The sequence below is a fragment of the Aeromicrobium sp. P5_D10 genome, assembly GCF_054049535.1.
Genome location: NZ_JBFUME010000004.1, coordinates 430,610 through 449,136, shown reverse-complemented (window position 1 = coordinate 449,136; position 18,527 = coordinate 430,610). Strand labels below are relative to the sequence as shown.

Genomic DNA, 18,527 nt, shown 5'->3' with positions numbered 1-18,527 from the left:
ATCACGGCGCGGGGATCGTGTGTTCGATCTTTCGGGACGTCTGAGCGAGCACGATTCCGGCGATCACCGCGACTGCGCCGAGTATCTGCACCGGGGTCAGTGTCTCTTCGAACCAGGCCCAGCCCAAGACGTTCGCGATAACGGGTTCGAGCATCGCGACGACTACGACGATTGAGGCCGGTAGATGTTTGAGGGCTATCAGTTGCAGGAAGAACGGCACGACGGTGCCGAGCACCACGACCATCGCGATCGGGATCAGCGGGTTGATTGAGTGTTCGTCGAGCCGGCCGAGCAATGAGGTGCTGCCCGAGAGGCGGGGCGTCTCCCAGATCGGTTGGACCAGGTTCATCGCCCCGGTCGCCACGATGAACGCCCACAAGATGACGCGCAGCGGATCGTCGAAGCCGACATTGTGTTCGCCGATCAGGAAGTACGCCGCGAAGCTGATCGCGGCGAGCAGGGCCATCACGACGCCGAGACCGTCGAACTGCAAGCCGTTCCAGACGCGACTCACGACGGCCAGGCCGCCGACCGCGAGCGCGACGGCGGCCCACATCTGCGGGCGGACCGGCTCCTTGCGGACGAACCGCACCCAAAGCACGACGAACACCGGCGCCAGGTACTCGATCAACAAGGCGATACCGAGCGGGAGCCGGGTGATGGCCACGTTGTACGCGAGCTGCATCATCGCCACGCCGACCAGACCGAGGGCGATGACGAGCAGCAGGGCACTACCTCGGGGACGCCGAAGGGCCGACCGGCGGAAGCAGGCGGCGTACGCGGCGAAGACCAGCGCGGCGGCCGTCACCCGCACGGTCGTGAATGCCTCGGGCTCCAGCCCCGACCCCATCGCGACGCGTGAGACGCCACCGTTGAGGCCGAACAGGATCGCCGCGATGATGACCATGGCGTATCCGAGCCGGGGATGAGGGGCCGTCATCTCCCGATTCTGACAGGTATTCGCGCTGCGATTAAGGTCGGTGCATGAGTACCCCTCGCGCCAGGAAAGCGCTCGACGACATTCCGGTTTATCGTGCAGGCAAAACCGCGATCAGCGAGGATCACAAACTCTCCAGCAATGAGAACCCGTACGCGCCGTTGCCGGGTGTCATGGAACGGGCTTCGGCCGAACTGGCCCGCATCAATCGCTATCCCGATGCGGGCATGACAGGTCTGTACGACGCCTTGTCAGACCGGTTCGAGTTGCCGTCCGATTGCTTCGCAGCAGGCACGGGATCGGTGGCGGTGCTGTTCGCGCTGCTCAACGCGCACCTGGAGGCCGGCGACGAGATCATCTACGCCTGGCGTTCGTTCGAGGCGTACCCGATCGCTGCTGCGCTGACGGGCGCCACGTCCGTCCAGGTCCCGCTGCGGGCAGATGCGACCCACGACATCGAAGCGATGGCTGCCGCGGTCACCGAGCGGACCAAGGTGGTCCTGATCTGCACCCCCAACAATCCGACCGGGCCGGTCGTCACGGCCGATGAGTTGTCGTCCTTCCTCGATCGGGTGCCCGGCGATGTGCTGGTCGTGGTCGACGAGGCATACGTCGAGTTCGTCCGTGATCCGGAGGCGGCCGACGGGTTGGCGGCTTTGGCCGGTCACGACAACGTCGTGGTGCTGCGCACGTTCTCGAAGGCCTACGGTCTGGCCGGCCTGCGAGTCGGCTATGCGATCGCGCGGCCGCAGATCGCCGAGTCGATCCGCAAGGCCACGCCGCCGTTCACGGTGACCGACCTGTCGCAGGCGGCGGCGATCGCCTCGTTGGAGTCACAGTCCGCGCTGCAGGAGCGGGTCGAGGCGATCGTCCAGGAGCGGATCACGATGGTCGCAGCTTTGCGCGCGCACGGATTCGAGTTGCCCGATACCCAGGCCAACTTCGTCTGGTTGCCCCTGGGAGAGGACGCGCTCGCGTTCGCGGCCGCATGCGACCCCGTGAGTGTTCGACCGTTCGCCGGCGACGGAGTACGCATCAGCATCGGCACTCCCGAAATCAACGCCGAGCTGATCGAGCTCGCAGCGGCCTGGAAACAGGGTGCCTCGCGGTCGTGACCCTCGCTGCGTTCGGTCGTTTGAGGTGACAGGCGCGGGCCAGAGCTGGAACTGGGGACTGCGGGCGACTACGGTGGATATCAACGTGACACCCGTCACACAACTGCGATCCCCATGGCGTCCCCCACCCTCGTGACACCGAAGGATCGCGGGCTTCGAACTCCGGAGCGGAGACCCCGCATCTCGGTTGATTGAGGAGACGCATGATCAACAACCCGTCTGCCCAGAACCTTGACGACGCGCAGTTCGTCCAGCTGGTGACGCCCGCGGGCGAACGCCGTTCCGATCCGAGCTACTCCTTCGATGGAGACCGCGCCGAGATCGAGGCGCTGTACCGCGACATGGTCCTGACCCGCAGGGTCGATACCGAGGCCTATGCGCTGCAGCGGCATGGTGAGCTCGGCCTGTGGCCGCCGTCGCTCGGCCAGGAAGCCGCGCAGGTCGGCTCCGCACGTGCGCTGCGGACGCAGGACTTCGCCTTCCCGAGCTACCGCGATCATGGTGTGGCCTGGTGCCGTGGCGTCGATCCGACGCATCTCCTGGGGATCTTCCGCGGATCCGAGATGTCTGGTTGGGATCCAGCCGAACATCATCTCGGGCTGCCCGCGATCATCATCGGCGCACAGACACTGCATGCCACGGGTTACGCCATGAGCCTCAACCTCGAGGGTCTGGTCGGCACCGGGAATCCCGAACGCGATACCGCCGTGATCGTGTACTTCGGCGACGGCGCGACGAGCGAGGGTGATGTCAACGAGGCACTCGACTGGGCCTCGGTCTATCAAGCGCCGGTCGTGTTCTTGTGCCAGAACAACCACTATGCGATCTCGGCGCCGACCGCACGACAGACCCGTGTGCCGATCGCGCAACGCGGCGATGGCTTCGGCGTCCCCGGCGTACGGGTCGACGGCAACGACGTCCTGGCCTGCCGCGCCGTCACCGAGATCGCGCTGCAGCGGGCCAGGGACGGCCAGGGACCGACGCTGATCGAAGCCGTCACCTATCGGATGGGGGCGCACACGACATCTGACGATCCGAGTCGCTATCGCGATTCCGCCGAGGTCGAGGCGTGGCGGGCCAAGGATCCGATCGACCGGATCCGCGTGCTGCTCGAGCGCGAGGGTACGTCCGCAGAGTTCTTCGCGGCTCTGGACGAGGAAGCCGACGCGGTCGGTGTGCGGCTGCGGGAATTCTGCAAGCAGATCCCGGAGCCCGATCTTGCGCAGTGGTTCGATCACGTCTTCGTCGAGACCACACCCGAGCTACAGCAGCAGCGTGACGAGTACGTCGCCTGGCGCGCATCGTTGGAGGTGTCAGCATGAAGATGTCGATGGTCAAAGCGCTCAACACCGGAATCCGTACCGCGATGGAGAGCGACCCCCGCGTGCTCGTCATGGGCGAGGACGTCGGCCGCCTCGGGGGCGTCTTCCGAGTCACCGAGGGCCTGCAGAAGGATTTCGGCGAGGGCCGGGTCATGGACACCCCACTGGCGGAGTCGGGCATCGTCGGCACCGCGATCGGCATGACCTTCCGCGGGATGCGGCCGGTCATCGAGATCCAGTTCGACGGTTTCGTGTATCCCGCGTACGACCAGATCGTGAGTCAGGTCGCCCGGCTGCATTTCCGCAGTGCGGGCAAGGTCCGGATGCCGATCGTGATCCGCATCCCGTTCGGCGGCGGTATCGGGGCGGTCGAGCATCACTCCGACAGCCCGGAAGCCCAGTTCGCGATGACGGCAGGTCTCAAGGTCGTCTCGTGCTCCAATCCGCACGATGCGTACTGGATGATCCAGCAGGCCATCGCGTCGGACGATCCGATCGTGTTCATGGAGCCCAAGCGGCGCTACTGGGAGGCCGGTGAGGTTGACACCGAATCGGCGTCTGCTTCGTTGTGGTCCTCGCAGGTCGTTCGTTCTGGCAGTGACGCGACGCTGATCTCGTACGGTCCGATGGTCAATACGTGTCTCGATTCGGCCGCGGCTGCCGTGGATGACGGCATCGACCTCGAGGTCATCGATCTTCGAGCGCTCTCGCCATTGGATCTTGGCCCCGTGGTCGAATCGGTCAAGCGGACTGGCCGGGCGATCGTGGTCCATGAGGCAGCCCGGACGCTGGGTCTCGGTGCCGAGATCGCGACCCGCATCACCGATGAGTGCTTCTATTCCTTGGAGGCGCCGGTGCAACGCGTCACGGGCTACGACTTGCCCTATCCGCCGAGTCGCGCCGAAGGTGAGTATCTGCCGTCCCTCGACCGGATCCTCGATGCCGTGGACCGGGTCCGTGCCTACTGATCCGAACGTATCGAAGGAGAGCAGATGAGCGAGTTCGCACTGCCAGATGTCGGTGAAGGTCTGACGGAGGCTGAGATCATCACCTGGCGGGTGGCTGTCGGTGACACAGTCAACGTCAATGACGTCATCGTCGACATCGAGACGGCCAAGTCGATCGTCGAGCTGCCGAGCCCGTACGCCGGACAGGTGCAGGCCCTCCTGGTGGCCGAAGGCGACACGGTGCAGGTCGGTACGCCGATCATCTCGATCGGATCGGAGCCTCCGGGTGAGGTGTTCGGCCGAGTCGAGACCGCTGGTGTCATCGCCGAGGGAGACGACGAGGAAGAGAACGCTTCGCCCGACCAGCAGGCCATGCTGGTGGGCTACGGGCCACGAGCTGACGCGACCGTGCGTCGGCGTCGCATTGCCGATATCGCCGCATCTGAACCGTCCGGTCGGGTCGCCTCGGTAGACATCGAGAAAGTGCCAGGCCGGACGAACCGGGTGTTGGCGAAGCCGCCCGTGCGCAAGCTCGCGAAGGATCTCGGCATCGACCTGGCCGATGTCCCCGCGGCAGGTGACATCATCACGCGGGCGGAGGTCGAGGCCTTTGCCCAACCCGGATCTTCGACGACGGGCCGCCCCGCAGATACCGACGTTCGGATCCCGATCAAGGGCGTACGCAAGGCAACCGCCGCAGCGATGGTCCGCTCGGCGTTCACAGCGCCGCACGTCACCGAATGGGTCACAGTCGATGTGTCGCGGACCGTAGAACTGGTCGAGACACTCAAGAAGTCCCAGGTATTTGCCGGCGTCAAGGTCTCGCCCACGCTGATCGTCGCGAAGGCGATCTGCCTTGCAATGCGCAAAACCCCTGAGCTCAACGCATCGTGGGATGAGGATGCGCAGGAGATCGTGATGAAGAAGTCGATCAATCTGGGCGTCGCCGCGGCCACCGATCGTGGTCTCGTGGTGCCCAATATCGTCGGGGCCGATGCCCTGTCATTGGTCGAGCTGGCCACTGCGATCGGTGATCTGACGGCGACCGCCCGTGAAGGGCGGACCCAGCCGGCCCAGATGACTGGTGGCACGTTCACGCTGACCAATATCGGCGTCTTCGGCATCGATGCAGGCACGCCGATCCTGAACCCGGGGGAGTCCGGAATCCTCGCGCTCGGCACGATCGAGCGACGTCCGTGGGTCGACGAGCACGATCAGGTCGTGCCGCGGTGGGTCACGACCCTGGCACTGAGCTTCGACCATCGCGTCGTCGACGGCGAGCAGGGTTCGAGGTTCCTGGCCGACGTCGCCGCGATCCTGCGCGAACCCGCGTGGGCATTGGCCTATTGAGATACCAGTAGGATTCGCGGGTGACTGAACAGACAACTCAGCCCGCCCGTGAACGTCATCTCGCCAATGTGGTCGGTTCGACCATCTTCCTCAGCCGCTGGCTGCAGGCGCCCCTCTACCTGGGGCTGATCCTCGCGCAGGGCGTGTACGTCGTCTTGTTCTGGAAAGAACTCGTCCATCTGATCCAGGACTTCAACACTTTCAGCGAAGAAGACATCATGCTGCTGGTCCTCGGACTGGTCGACGTCGTGATGATCGCGAACCTGCTGATCATGGTCATCATCGGTGGCTATGAGACGTTCGTGTCGCGGATCAAGATGCAGGGCCACCCCGACCAGCCGGAGTGGCTGTCGCACGTCAATCCCAATGTCCTCAAGGTCAAGCTCGCAATGTCGATCATCGGCATCTCGTCGATCCACCTGCTGAAGACCTTCATCGAGGCGCCCTCGTACTTCGGGCCGAATTCGAAGATCGAGGACCCCGCCACAATGATCATGTGGCAGACGCTGATCCATATGGCGTTCATCGCCTCGGCGATCGGACTGGCCTATATCGACCGTCTCCAGCTGCCTGCTGCCGACGCCAAGCACTGACAATGTCCGGAGGCTTGGATTCCCGATGAGGCCTAGACTCATTTGGTGAATCAACCTGACCACGCGCGTCGCTCGGGAGCGTATGCGGTCTGGACGGTCGCGCTGCTCGTCTACCTGCTGGCGGTGTTCCACCGGTCGTCACTGGGTGTGGCTGGATTGGCTGCGGCGGACCGGTTCGACATCCAGGCCTCGCAGCTGGCGACGTTCACGATGTTGCAGCTCCTGGTCTATGCGGGAATGCAGATTCCGGTGGGAATCCTGGTCGACAGGTTCGGCCCGCGGCGCGTTCTGCTGACCGGAGCGATGACACTCACGGTCGCGCAGATGGGTTTCGCCCTCGCCGACACGTACGCCCTTGCGCTGATCGCGCGAGTCTTCGTCGGGGTCGGCGATGCCATGACGTTCATCTGTGTCCTGCGGCTGGTCAGCGCCTGGTTCGGACCTCGCCAGATTCCGTTGATCACGCAGTTGACGGGCGTCATCGGGCAGTTCGGTGCGGTGATCGCAGCGGTTCCGATGACGATCGCGCTCGGTGAGTTGGGGTGGACCAAGGCCTACTTGCTTGCGGCATCGCTCGGCGTGGTGTTGTCGATCGCGCTCTTCGTCGTGGTCCGTGACGACCCCGACAATCGGACCAGGCGCGGCCGATCGATGTCCCTGACCCAGATCCGTCGGAGTCTCGGCAGTTCTTGGTCCCAGCCGGGTACTCGGCTCGGTTTCTGGGTGCACTTCACGAGCCAGTTCAGTACGACGTCGCTGGGTCTGCTGTGGGGTTACCCGTTCTTTGTGCGCGGCGAAGGCCTGTCGAAGAATCTCGCGGGGGTTCTGCTGACCGTCATGGTGCTGGCAACCATGGCAGCAGGCCCGATCATCGGCTGGACCATCGGCCGCCATCCCTGGCACCGTTCGACGATTGTGCTGGGCGTCGTCAGCATGATCGCAGCGGCATGGGCGATAGTGCTGTGCTGGCCGGGCAATGCACCGATCTGGATGCTGGTCGTTCTGGTCGTCGCCGTGGGCGTGGGAGGTCCTGCCTCGATGATCGGCTTCGATCTCGGGCGAACATCCAATCCTGCCGACCGGTTGGCCAGCGCGACCGGAATCATCAACCAGGGCGGGTTCATCGCGAGCCTGCTGCTCGTGATCTCGATCGGCCTGATCCTCGACTGGCGGACGCCAGGATCCGGCACCAGCTACACACCGGAAGCGTTTCGGTGGGCGATGTCGTTCCAGTACGTCCTGTGGGGACTCGGCTTCATCCAGATCTGGCGCTATCGGCGCCGAACCCGGGCGTATCTCCTCGCCGCCGACCCAGGAGCCCGGTCACGCATGACCGGGCTCGCGTAGCGGGCTCGGCTCAGCTTTCGTCAGGTTCGCGGACCAGCATCAGGTTGACCTTGCCCTGGTGTTCGAGCTCACCGACCGACTCGAAGCCGCGGCTCTCGTGAAACGCGATCGAGACGTCGTTGGTGTCGTACACCTCGAGGGCGATCGGCAGATCGGCCTCGATCTCCTCGTAGAGACGGGACGCGACGCCCTCGCGACGGTGGTCTTCGGAGACCACGATGCGGTCGAGGTAGACGTAGTCTTCGACGAGCTTGTCCTCGAACCAGCGGTAGCGGCTGGAATCGTATTCGGCTCCTGGAGGGACCGTGATGACGAAGCCGGCGATGTCGCCGTCGCCTTCGTCGACCACGAGCGCCTGGTCGGCCATCTTGACCAGGAGGGAGAGGCTTTCATTGTCGAGCGGACCGACGCCCTCGAGGGCGTTCTGGTTGAGCTCGACGATGCTGTCGAAGTCGTTATGCGTCATATTTCGAATCATCGCCCTCGACATTACGTCAACCTGGATCCTGGTGCGGGGTCAGTCCGGGTGGTTGTGGGTCATCCCACAAAAGGTTGACACATTGTCTTAAACTTTAAAATCTACTGCGGTTGCAGTCTCAGATGCCGCCCAGATCTCATCAGCCAGGTGTTCGTCACGGGCGAGCCGGTCCATCCCGACCATGACAGGACGTCCACGGGTGCCGCCCATCGAGGCCGGTCCGATGTACTCTCCGCCGCGCAAAGACGGGTCGGTGGCGGCCCGCAAGGTCGGCCATGCGCCGTGTGCGGCAGGCTGGCCGATGAGCTTGGTGATCTGGTGCATCCCGATTCCAGGGAGATTGAGTCCGCCGACCGAAGGGCCGGTCTTGGTCAGATTGGTCGAGGCGTAGCCGGGATGACATGCGACGCTGACGACCGAGCTGCCGGCGGCCTTGGCCCGTCGATCGAGTTCGAGGGCGAACACCAGATTGGCGAGCTTGGACTCGCCGTACGACCGCCACCGGCTGTACCGCCGCGGTGAGCCGGCGGGGGTCAACGACTGCAGGTCGAATCCACGTGCGTAGTGGTGCGCGAGTGAGGCGACCGAGACGACCCGTGCGTCGCTGGCGTCGAGCAATGGCCACAGGCCCGCTGTCCAGGCGAAGTGGCCGAGATGGTTCGTGCCGATCTGTAGCTCGAAGCCGTCGGCGGTCTGTTGCTTGGGTGGAACCATGATGCCCGCGTTGTTGATCAGCAGATCGACCCGGTCATAGGCCTTGACCACATCGGCCGCGGCGCGCTTGGCATCGTCCAGGTCGGCAAGGTCGAGTGACACGACGTCGACCTGCGCACCGGGGCAGTCGCGCGCGATGCGGCCGAGAGCCTCATCTGCCTTGGCGGTGTCGCGTGCTGTGACGACGAGGGACGCACCTTTGTGGGCCAGCCCGATCGCGGTGTGCAGTCCCAGTCCCCCTGTGACGCCGGTGATGACGGCGCGCTGTCCGGTCAGGTCGGGGATGTCCTCGGTGGTCCAGGTCATGGGGCTCACGCTACTTGTTTCTCCCGACATCGATCTGAGTAACGACGTTATTTGTTTGGGAGTTCGGATCCTGTGGATAAATGCCTTGCTGCGAAATTGGGGTGTCGGCGGGTGTCTTTAGGTTGGAGTTATGAATCCGGCACCCACGATCGACGCGATGCGCAATGCGGCGCAGATGCTTCGTAGTGGCGACGTGCGCGAGCAGATTCACGCGCTTCAGGATTTGCAGCATGCGTTGGATGCGGCGAAGGCGGCGTTGTTGGCTGAGCTGGATTCGTCGAAGGATTTTGAGGTTGATGGTGCGTCGACGTTGAGTGCGTGGGTGCGTAACCAGTTGCGGATGAATGCGGGGCAGGCCTCACAGTTGGTCCGTAATGCTGCGGCGCTCAAGGAGCTGTCGTTGGTGGCTGAGGTGGCGTTGGCTGGTCGGATGAGTGCGGCGCATGTGCAGGTGTTTGCTTATGGGCTYAAGCACATTGGTTTGGAGCCGATGCGTGAGTTCGAGGATGTGTTGGTCCAAGTCGCTGTTGAGAATGCTCCGGGTGARYTGTTTGAGGTSGTCAAGCATTTGCGTGACCGGCTTTATCCCGAGGATTTGGATGAGGCGTGGAATAACGGGATGGACAAGGAAGATTTCCAGGTCGATGCCTTGCCAGAGGGCTGGCATGTGACTGGGTTCTTGAACACGGTGACGGGCGCGAAGCTCAAGAAGGTGCTCGATTCGATCTCAGCGCCGCGCGATAAGGACGACACACGCACGGGGTCGGAACGCCGCGTTCAGGGACTGGATGATCTGTTGTCACAGATTCTGGGTGGGGGTTTGCCATCGGATAAAGGGGTGAGTCCCCATCTGTCGGTGTTCGTTGATGCCGAGACGGTGCAGGCTGCGGCCGATCAGGCCAAGCAGGCTGCCGAGCATCCGTTTGGTGTTGCTGATCCGATGCCGCCGACTGAACCGGCCAGGTTGGCCGGTCATGGTGCGATCGGCCCGAATCTGTTGATGTATCTGTTGTGCGTGTCGGATCTGACGGCGTTCTTGATGAAGGACGGTGGCCGTCAGGCGCAGGTTCTCAATGTGGGGACGACGCGTCGGGATCCGAATCTGAAGCAGCGTCGGGCGGTTATCGCCCGCCAGGGCGGGGTGTGTGCGGCACCGGGTTGTAGCCACACGCATTTGGAGATTCATCACACGGTGTTCTGGTCCCGTGGTGGCCCGACTGATCTGGATCTGCTGATCGGGTTGTGTACCCGGTGTCATCATCTGTTGCATCGTGGGTTGTTGAAGATCACCGGTAATGCGGTTGACGGGTTCGTGTTCACCAACCGGGCCGGTGGCCGGATACGCCGCCGCCGACGACAACCCAGCCACCGAACAGCCGCCTGACCCCCACATCCGGCGGCACCTCGGCCTGCCTAATGCTGGTAAGTCACGATGTAGCCGTCACCGAGTTCGTCTTGGAGGCGGTCGCGCAGACCTTCGCCGACCCTTTGCATGTCGTCGTCTTCTTCTGCACGTGCATCACGGCGCCCCGCCGGGGTCATGAAGCGACGGAGTGAGTACCGCATGCTGGCAAGCGATCTGAGTACCGGTACGGCATCGAAACGATCGTCGGAGACCTCGTCCGGAACGTTTGCCTCCGAACGGGCTGAGAACGTGGCAAGGTCTGCGCGCAAGCTGTCGCTGAGTGCCAGTTCTTCCCCGTCAGTCTGTCCGTCGTCGGTCCACAGCGGGATTAGGGCGCCGTACTCGTTCATCAACAGGATGCGGATCTGCCCGCCGCCAGGTTGCTTGTTCACAAACCTCATCTTGCAGCCTTGGGCGCACTGACTGCGGCGAAACCGGCGATCAGGTGTCACGGTGGCCAGATGACGACGTGGCTGGGACGGCTTAGCTGAGCAGGCTGTTGAGAGTCCCATATGCGAGCGCGTCCTTGGTGGACTCGTAGGTGCCAGTCGCCAACAGTTCCGTGGCTGCGCGTTGCGCCACGGCGTATGCGGCCAGCGCGACATCGGAGCCGAGGCTGACCCGTGCAACACCCAGTGCAGCGAGCTCGCTGACGTTGAGGGCTCCGTGCCCGACCAGGATGTTGATCGGTGCAGAGACGGCCGACGTGATCGCGGCGATCGTCTCGGCGTCGCCGATACCGGGGACGAAGATGCCGCTGGCGCCGGCATCCACGTAGCGGTTGGCCCGCTCGATGGTTTCGGTGAGCCGCTGCTCGGGATCGCCTATCCCGGCGAGAAACACATCGGTCCGCGCATTGATGTACAACGGCAGGCCGACGGCATCGGCCGCACGCCTGGCGGCTGCGACATTCATGGTCATGGACTCGGGCGTACGGTCGCCGTCTTCGATGTTGATGCCAACCGCGCCTGCTTCGATCACGGCGCGCACAGTCTCAGCGACTCCGTCGGGGGCCTGCGCCAGGCCACCTTCGATATCGGCCGTGACCGGAACTGTGACCGCTGCAGTGATGGCGGAAATCGCCGAGACGGCACGTGCGCGGTCGAGCCGATCGCCATCAGGTACACCGAGCGACCACGCCACGCCCGCGCTTGTTGTCGCGATGGCGGGTGCGCCGGCAGCCTCGATGACGACGGCGCTGGCGACATCCCACACATTGCTCAAGGCGAGGGGAGTCTTCGCGTCGTGAAGTGAGTGGAAAAGGAGTGCGCGTTGCGTGGGCGTGGCGTTCATAGCGTCCAGTCAAGCTGCCGCCCGGAAATATGTCTCGCGGAAATCGGACCTGTCCGTGTGGCGATCCTCAGCGAAAAGCCGGTGATCGGCTCGGCCCCTCGTCGGCGCCCTTGCGGAGCATCGGCATCACCCGGGGTGACACGAGCTCTGACAGCACGATGACACTGGTCGATCGGGCCACCGATGCCGACTGACTGATGTGAAGCAAGGTGTCCTTGAGGTCCTCCAACGAAGTCGCGGCGACTTTGCAGATGACGTCGGCATTGCCGCTCGTGATGTAGGCCTCCAGCACATTGGGCAAGGAGTCGAGTTCGGCCGTCACATCGTCGAGCGAACCCTGGACGATCTCCAACGTCACGAAGGTCACGACCGGATGCCCGGCGGCGACCAGATCGATATCGGGACCGTAACCGGTGATGACTCCGGTCTCTTCAAGTTTGGTCAAACGTGACTGGACGGTGGCGCGGGCGACGCGAGTCAGGCGCGAGAGTTCGAGGTCGCCGACCCGGGGGTTGTCGTGCATGGCTTCGATGAGCGCGACATCCAGTTGATCCATTACGCCTCCAAGTAGACAATCTGCATGGTTTGTTATCTCCATGATGCGCTCAAATAGATAGTTTGACCACTCCAGAATGGGCCGGTTGCCGAGCAGTGAAGAATGCGGTGTGCTGGCTCACATGAGCATCGATCTGACTGACGACGAACGCCTTGCCGAACTCGACCTCGCCCAGCTCCAGCAGCTGGTGGGTCTCGTGGAATACGACGCTGCAGCCGATCCGTTCCCGGTGACGGGATGGGACGCCGTGGTCTGGGCCGTCGGCAACGCGACTCAGGCTGCGCACTTCTACATGACCGCATTCGGCATGGATCTGGTGGCCTACTCCGGACCCGAGACCGGCAACCGCGATCACCACGCTTATGTGCTCAAGAGCGGTGCCGTGAGGTTCGTGCTCAAGGGCGGCGTCGCGATCGACAGCCCCGTGCTCGACCACCACAGGCTTCACGGCGACGGCATTACCGACATCGCGCTGGAGGTGCCCGACGTCGACACCTGCATCGAGCACGCTCGGGCCGAGGGCGCGACGATCCTGGTTGAGCCGCATGATGTGAGCGACGAGCACGGAACCGTGCGTATGGCCGCGATCGCGGCCTACGGCGACACCCGTCACACGCTGGTCGACCGCAGCCGGTATGACGGTCCGTACCTGCCCGGCTATGTCTCCCGCACATCGTCGCTGGTGCGTCCCGCCGATGCGCCCAAGCGGATCTTCCAGGCACTCGACCACGTGGTCGGCAATGTGGAGATGGGCCACATGGACGAGTGGGTCGACTTCTACAACCGGATCATGGGCTTCACGAACATGGCCGAGTTCGTCGGTGACGATATCGCCACCGAATACAGCGCACTGATGAGCAAGGTCGTCGCGAGCGGCAACCACCGGGTCAAGTTCCCGCTGAACGAACCGGCGATCGGCAAGAAGAAGTCACAGATCGACGAGTACCTGGAGTTCTACCAGGGCCCCGGCGCCCAGCACCTTGCTCTGGCCACCAACGACATCCTCGACACGGTCGATCGTCTGCGGGCCGCGGGAATCGAGTTCCTCGCGACCCCCGACTCCTACTACACCGACCCCGCGCTGCGGGAGCGGATCGGCGAGGTCCGGGTGCCGATCGACGAGCTGCAAAAGCGCGGCATCCTGGTCGACCGCGATGAGGACGGCTATCTGCTGCAGATCTTCACCAAGCCGATCGGGGACCGCCCCACGGTGTTCTTCGAGCTGATCGAACGCCATGGCTCGCTGGGCTTCGGCAAGGGCAACTTCCAGGCGCTGTTCGAGGCCATCGAGCGCGAGCAGGCGCTCCGTGGAAACTTCTAGGGCAGAAGGCTGCTGAGCCATGGCCCACTACCGCAGCGCCGGCGATATCCCGCCGAAGCGGCACACCCAGCACCGTTCGCCGGACGGTGCCTTGTACCGCGAGGAACTCATGGGGGAGGAGGGCTTCTCCTCCGATTCCTCACTGCTGTACCACCGCGGTGTGCCTTCGGCCATCGTGGACGCCCGGCCGTGGGAGCTTCCGGATCGTTCGACGACGCCCAACGAGCCGCTGCTTGCCCGTCATCTCAAGCTGCATGAACTGTTCACCGGCGGCGCGGGCCACGACGTGGTCACGAGCAGGCGGCTCGTCCTTGCCAATGCGGATGTGCGAATCTCGTACGTCGTCGCGGCAGAGACCTCACCGCTGTATCGCAATGCCATCGGTGATGAATGCGTCTTCATCGAAGCAGGCCGCGGCCGGTTGGAAACCGTGTTCGGGCACATCGACTTCGGCCCGGGCGACTATTTGATCGTACCGAGGGCGACGACGCATCGATGGGTGGTCGAGACTTCGACCGCCGCGGCCGAACCCGTCAGGGCGTACTGCATCGAAGCCAGCAGCCACATCACGCCGCCCAAACGGTATCTGTCGCGTTTTGGCCAGTTGCTCGAACACGCGCCCTATTGTGAACGCGATCTGCGCGGACCGGGCGAGCCCGAGATCCGCGACGAGACCGATGTCCCGGTCCACATCCTGCACCGTGGCTCCGGCCCAGGCGGCGTCAGCGGCACGATCCACGTCGTGCCGCAGCATCCCTTCGATGTTGTCGGTTGGGACGGCTGCCTGTACCCCTACGCATTCAACGTCGCCGACTTCGAGCCGATCACGGGTCGGGTGCACCAACCGCCGCCCGTCCACCAAGTATTCGAGGGCAATAACTTCGTGATCTGCAATTTTGTGCCCCGCAAGGTCGACTACCACCCGCTCGCGATCCCGGTGCCGTACTTCCACTCCAACGTCGACTCCGATGAAGTCATGTTCTACGTCGCGGGCAACTACGAAGCACGCAAGGGCTCGGGTATCGGTCCCGGTTCGATCTCGCTGCATCCCGGAGGGCATTCGCACGGGCCACACCCGTCCGCGATCGAGGCGAGCCTCGGTATCGAGTCGGTCGACGAACTCGCCGTCATGGTCGACACGTTCCGTCCGCTCGAACTCGGCGAGGCCGGCACCGCCTCGGACGACGGAACCTATGCCTGGTCGTGGAATCGATGACATTCACAGCATTCTTCGACGATGCGGCTTTGTTTCCGCCGGGCAATGCGCCGATGGACGCCGCAGTCCGTGCACACGTCGCGCGCAGGGCGACCCGCTACGGCGCATACGTCGGACCGTTCGTGTGTCCTGCCGGACGACTCGCGGAATTGGCCGATGCTCTGGGCGATGACCGGATCGAGGTCGCGGTCACCGGCACGCCTGAAGCTGCGATACCGGCCGGTGTCAAGGTCGTCGCGGTCGAGCTGAAGGGCCCCCTGACGGAACTTCCCACGCTCCCCGCCTCAGTTCGGATCTTCGTCGAACAGCCGTGGGGGGAGCCGGTCCGAGTTCCTGCCGGTGCGATGCTGAAACTGCGTTGCGGCGGTGAGTATGTGCCTTCGGCATGCCAACTCGGTCATGCGATAACTCAATGCGTCGACCAGGGCCTCGCGTTCAAGCTCACTGCGGGGCTGCACCACGCGGTGCGCACGGATGACGAACACGGCTTTCTCAACGTCCTCGCCGCGGTCGAGGCTGCACTCGACGGCGACGATCCGGTCCCTGCACTGCTCAATGACGATCCGCGAGCGCTCAAAGTCCGTGATCCTGCGGCGGCTCGACAGTTGTTCAGGTCGATCGGCACGTGCAGCATCGACGAACCCCTCACCGACCTACGTGCACTGGGATGGCTGTCATGAACGATTTCGGTCGGACCACATTGCCGTATTGCTCCTTCGTCCGAGCGGGCGAGGACGCGCCGAGAGTCGGAGTCGGGGTCGGAACCGGCATCGTCGATCTGACCGAGGCCGCCGTGGAGTTGATGCCGGGGCATGCCGAGCTGTTCGCACTCGGGACCCTCGATCCGCTCCTTGCGGCCGGTCCACACGTGTGGGCCGAGGTGCGTGCTGCGCTGCTGGACGGCGTCGATCGCTACGAGCAGATTTCGAGCAGCGAGGCCGAGTTGGTGTTGCCGTTCGCGGTTGCCGACTACGTCGACTTCTACGCCTCTGAACATCATGCGACGAACCTCGGTCGGATCTTCCGGCCCGGCGGCGAAGCTCTGATGCCCAACTGGAAACACTTGCCGGTCGGCTACCACGGACGCGCCGGCACCGTCGTGCTCTCGGGCACGCCGGTGCGGCGGCCGTCCGGTCAGCTGCGCGGGGCCGACGGGATCGAATTCGGGCCGAGCGCCAAGCTCGACATCGAGGCCGAGATCGGTTTCGTCGTCGGTGCGGGCTCATCGATGGGGCAACCCGTCACGGTGGGGGAGTTCGACCAGCACGTCTTCGGTATCTGCGTTGTCAACGACTGGTCGGCGCGCGATATCCAGGCGTGGGAGTACGTGCCACTGGGCCCGTTCCTCGGTAAGTCGTTCGCCACCTCGGTGTCGCCATGGATCGTGCCGCTCGCGGCGTTGGAGAGCGCGCGGATCGCACCGCCGGCCCGTGACGTCGAACTCCTGCCGTATCTGCGGGACCAACAGCCGTGGGGGCTCGACATCGAACTCGTCGTGACGCTGAACGGGCAGCAGATATCCAGTCCGCCGTTCTCCACGATGTACTGGACCGGCGCGCAGATGCTGGCCCACATGACGGCCAACGGGGCGTCATTGCGTCCCGGTGACTTGTTCGCATCGGGCACGGTCAGCGGCCCCGACGACAACCAACGGGGATCGTTGATCGAACTGTCGTGGAATGGCGAGTCACCGCTGATGCTCGCTGACGGGACGAGTCGCACGTTCTTGCTCGACGGCGATGAGGTGTCGATCACCGCGACTGCGCGGCTGGCCGACGGCGAGCATCTGTGGCTAGGACAAGTAGACGGACAAGTGATCGCATGAAGCGATCGATGAGGAGAAGCAATGTTCGATGAGGGTCAGTACTTCGCGCCGGTCGTGACCAAGAACGACGGCAGCCTGGCGGTGCAACTCGGCGAGGGGCATCCGGGGCTCGATGATCCGATCTATCGCGAACGGCGCGATCTCATCGCGACCCGAGCCGATCGGTGGACGCCGGGCGAACCCGCCCCCGAGGTGGAGTACACCGACGAGGAGCACGAGGTGTGGCGGGTCGTCTGTCAGGATCTGCAGGCCAAGCACCAGAAATACGCGTGCCAGGAGTTCCTCGACGGCAAGGAGGCCTTACGGCTCCCGGTCGACCGGGTGCCGCAGCTCGAAGAGCTGTCCGACCGGATCGAGCCGATCACCGGCTTCAGGTATCGTCCGGCCGCCGGGCTCGTCCCGTTACGGGAGTTCTACGGCGCACTCGCCGATCACGGCTTCTGGGCCACGCAATACGTCCGGCATCATTCCGTACCGCTCTACACGCCTGAGCCCGATGTCCTGCACGAGGTCGTCGGACACGGCAACACCTTGGCCGACCGGCGGTTCACCCGCCTGTACGAGGCCGCCGGCTCAGCGGCACGACGGGTCGCGTCGGACGAAGCGCTCGAATTCGTCAGCAAGGTCTTTTGGTTCACCCTCGAATTCGGTGTCCTGCACGAGGCCGACGGCCTCAAAGCCTACGGGGCGGGGATCTTGTCGAGTCCGGGCGAGATCGAGGAGTTCCGGGGCATGACGATCCGCCCCCTCGACATCGTCGAGATGGGAACGACCGACTACGACATCACGCACTACCAAGAGGTGCTGTTCGCGGCGAGCTCGTTCTCGCAGGTCGAAGATGTCGTCGGCGAGTTCTGGGCCAACTGCACCGACGACTCCATCAGGACGCTGGTCGCCGCTGGACGATGAGGTCCCAGCAGAAGGCAGCGGCAGCCACGATCACCGCAACCAGACCCACGACGAGCGTGCTGTGGCGCAGCAGGCTCGTCAGCTGGCTGTAGTAGATCCGCACTGCCTCATCCGAGGCGACCGTCGCGGGTACCTGCGAAGCGGCGAGCGCGGCGCCGCCCCAACGGACCATGATCCACAACAGCGCCATGCTCAAGGCGAGCATGACGGCCGGCCGCGCCAGCGGGCGGCGCACCCGGCCGCGTAGTGCGATGCTGGCGGCGAGCAGGATGAGACTGGCGATCGGCAGGACGACTGCCAGACGATCGAGCCAGGTCACGGCGGTGCGTGCTTGCTCGATGTCCTTCGCATCGGCGATATCGATCGTCAGATTGATCGGGGGCAGGGCCGTCACGGCGGTGAGACCTGCCTTGGCCAGCCGGTCGCGGGCTGCATCGGCGATCGTCGACAGGTCGAGGATCAGCCTGCCGTTGTCGACCGCCACCGTCGACGTGCCGTCGTCGGTCAGCAGGCTGACGAGATCCTGGTGGGCGATGCGATTGATCTCGCGCCACAGAGTCTCGAACGCGGGGCTGCGGGTGAAGGCCAGGGTCTGCCGCTCGACAGCCTGATCAACGGTGCTGCCGAGTCTGGCGGCCAAGCCTTCCGGCAGCCTGTTGCCGGTGCGACCCGAGACGTCGATCTGCCGATTGATCGCGGCGGCGACCTTGCCGGCGATCTCGTCCTGGATGACCGGATCTCCGGCCAAGGGCGAAACACTCGACAGATAGCGATCCGTGTCGAGTAGTTGACCGCGGCTCCACACCGCGACAACACTCAGGACCGCCAGAAGGCAGCCGGCAAGAACCAGGATCAGTGCGGTGCCGCGCCGAAACAGCGATGGTGTCGACATC

The 18,527-nt window shown here is 64.2% G+C and carries 19 protein-coding genes; 12 read left to right on the top strand and 7 right to left on the bottom strand.

Annotated elements, in window-relative coordinates; all coding sequences use genetic code 11:
* Position 1 precedes the first annotated feature (1 nt).
* Positions 2–940, bottom strand: coding sequence for an EamA family transporter (locus ACXJKC_RS09945; protein WP_456696536.1), 939 nt, complete (start codon positions 938–940; stop codon positions 2–4).
* A 44-nt stretch (positions 941–984) separates the two neighbouring features.
* Here ACXJKC_RS09945 and hisC point away from each other — a divergent pair, with 44 nt between their 5' ends.
* From hisC to ACXJKC_RS09915, 6 genes are all read left to right on the top strand, one after another.
* Positions 985–2,052: a histidinol-phosphate transaminase gene (gene hisC, locus ACXJKC_RS09940; RefSeq protein WP_456696535.1), complete on the top strand. Its 1,068-nt coding sequence runs from the start codon at positions 985–987 to the stop codon at positions 2,050–2,052.
* 203 nt (positions 2,053–2,255) lie between these two features.
* Positions 2,256–3,374 carry a pyruvate dehydrogenase (acetyl-transferring) E1 component subunit alpha gene (pdhA, locus tag ACXJKC_RS09935; RefSeq protein WP_456696534.1) on the top strand — a complete coding sequence of 373 codons (1,119 nt, stop codon included), beginning with the start codon at positions 2,256–2,258 and terminating at the stop codon, positions 3,372–3,374.
* Positions 3,371–4,342, top strand: coding sequence for an alpha-ketoacid dehydrogenase subunit beta (locus ACXJKC_RS09930; protein ID WP_456696533.1), 972 nt, complete (start codon positions 3,371–3,373; stop codon positions 4,340–4,342). Before pdhA ends, ACXJKC_RS09930 begins: the two co-directional genes overlap by 4 nt.
* A 24-nt stretch (positions 4,343–4,366) precedes the next feature.
* Positions 4,367–5,671, top strand: coding sequence for a dihydrolipoamide acetyltransferase family protein (locus ACXJKC_RS09925; RefSeq protein ID WP_456696532.1), 1,305 nt, complete (start codon positions 4,367–4,369; stop codon positions 5,669–5,671).
* A 20-nt stretch (positions 5,672–5,691) separates the two neighbouring features.
* Entirely contained in the window at positions 5,692–6,264 is a 573-nt protein-coding gene (locus ACXJKC_RS09920; protein WP_456696531.1) for a TIGR00645 family protein, read from the top strand.
* Positions 6,265–6,309: 45 nt separating this feature from the next.
* Entirely contained in the window at positions 6,310–7,611 is a 1,302-nt protein-coding gene (locus ACXJKC_RS09915) for an MFS transporter (protein WP_456696530.1), read from the top strand.
* 10 nt (positions 7,612–7,621) lie between these two features.
* Here ACXJKC_RS09915 and ACXJKC_RS09910 read toward each other — a convergent pair whose 3' ends face one another.
* Both ACXJKC_RS09910 and ACXJKC_RS09905 read right to left on the bottom strand, forming a co-directional pair.
* Complete coding sequence (locus tag ACXJKC_RS09910) at positions 7,622–8,077, bottom strand: GNAT family N-acetyltransferase (protein WP_456696529.1); 456 nt, start codon at positions 8,075–8,077, stop codon at positions 7,622–7,624.
* Positions 8,078–8,176: 99 nt separating this feature from the next.
* On the bottom strand, positions 8,177–9,109 hold the full coding sequence (locus ACXJKC_RS09905) for an oxidoreductase (protein WP_456696528.1): 933 nt from the start codon (positions 9,107–9,109) through the stop codon (positions 8,177–8,179).
* A 130-nt stretch (positions 9,110–9,239) separates the two neighbouring features.
* Between ACXJKC_RS09905 and ACXJKC_RS09900 the strand changes: the two genes are divergently transcribed.
* The gene (locus tag ACXJKC_RS09900) at positions 9,240–10,493 is read left to right on the top strand and encodes a DUF222 domain-containing protein (protein WP_456696527.1); all 1,254 of its coding nucleotides are present in this window, start codon (positions 9,240–9,242) and stop codon (positions 10,491–10,493) included.
* A 29-nt stretch (positions 10,494–10,522) separates the two neighbouring features.
* On the opposite strand, the gene ACXJKC_RS09895 is transcribed toward ACXJKC_RS09900, so the two are convergent.
* The 3 genes from ACXJKC_RS09895 to ACXJKC_RS09885 all read right to left on the bottom strand — a co-directional run bounded on the left by ACXJKC_RS09895 (position 10,523) and on the right by ACXJKC_RS09885 (position 12,363).
* Positions 10,523–10,906: a hypothetical protein gene (locus ACXJKC_RS09895; RefSeq protein WP_456696526.1), complete on the bottom strand. Its 384-nt coding sequence runs from the start codon at positions 10,904–10,906 to the stop codon at positions 10,523–10,525.
* Between the two features lie 91 nt (positions 10,907–10,997).
* Complete coding sequence (locus tag ACXJKC_RS09890; protein ID WP_456696525.1) at positions 10,998–11,807, bottom strand: isocitrate lyase/PEP mutase family protein; 810 nt, start codon at positions 11,805–11,807, stop codon at positions 10,998–11,000.
* A gap of 67 nt (positions 11,808–11,874) precedes the next feature.
* On the bottom strand, positions 11,875–12,363 hold the full coding sequence (locus tag ACXJKC_RS09885; protein ID WP_456696524.1) for an Lrp/AsnC family transcriptional regulator: 489 nt from the start codon (positions 12,361–12,363) through the stop codon (positions 11,875–11,877).
* Positions 12,364–12,484: 121 nt separating this feature from the next.
* On the opposite strand from ACXJKC_RS09885, the gene hppD reads away from it, so the two are divergent.
* Genes hppD through ACXJKC_RS09860 form a run of 5 tightly spaced genes read left to right on the top strand, consistent with a single transcriptional unit; the run spans position 12,485 to position 17,634 of the window.
* The gene (hppD, locus tag ACXJKC_RS09880) at positions 12,485–13,684 is read left to right on the top strand and encodes a 4-hydroxyphenylpyruvate dioxygenase (RefSeq protein WP_456696523.1); all 1,200 of its coding nucleotides are present in this window, start codon (positions 12,485–12,487) and stop codon (positions 13,682–13,684) included.
* Positions 13,685–13,703: 19 nt separating this feature from the next.
* On the top strand, positions 13,704–14,900 hold the full coding sequence (locus tag ACXJKC_RS09875; protein ID WP_456696522.1) for a homogentisate 1,2-dioxygenase domain-containing protein: 1,197 nt from the start codon (positions 13,704–13,706) through the stop codon (positions 14,898–14,900).
* A complete protein-coding gene (locus ACXJKC_RS09870) occupies positions 14,897–15,580 on the top strand; it encodes a hypothetical protein (protein ID WP_456696521.1) in 684 nt (227 codons plus the stop codon). The genes ACXJKC_RS09875 and ACXJKC_RS09870 overlap by 4 nt, the downstream gene beginning before the upstream one ends.
* Positions 15,577–16,725 (top strand): fumarylacetoacetase, encoded by a 1,149-nt coding sequence (gene fahA / locus ACXJKC_RS09865; RefSeq protein ID WP_456696520.1) that lies wholly within the window; start codon positions 15,577–15,579, stop codon positions 16,723–16,725. Before ACXJKC_RS09870 ends, fahA begins: the two co-directional genes overlap by 4 nt.
* A 21-nt stretch (positions 16,726–16,746) precedes the next feature.
* Positions 16,747–17,634 (top strand): phenylalanine 4-monooxygenase, encoded by an 888-nt coding sequence (locus ACXJKC_RS09860; RefSeq protein ID WP_456696519.1) that lies wholly within the window; start codon positions 16,747–16,749, stop codon positions 17,632–17,634.
* Here the strand turns inward: ACXJKC_RS09860 and ACXJKC_RS09855 are convergent.
* Positions 17,606–18,526, bottom strand: a complete 921-nt coding sequence (locus ACXJKC_RS09855) for a hypothetical protein (protein WP_456696518.1) — start codon at positions 18,524–18,526, stop codon at positions 17,606–17,608. The two genes, ACXJKC_RS09860 and ACXJKC_RS09855, sit on opposite strands and share 29 nt — an antisense overlap.
* Position 18,527: the final 1 nt, after the last annotated feature.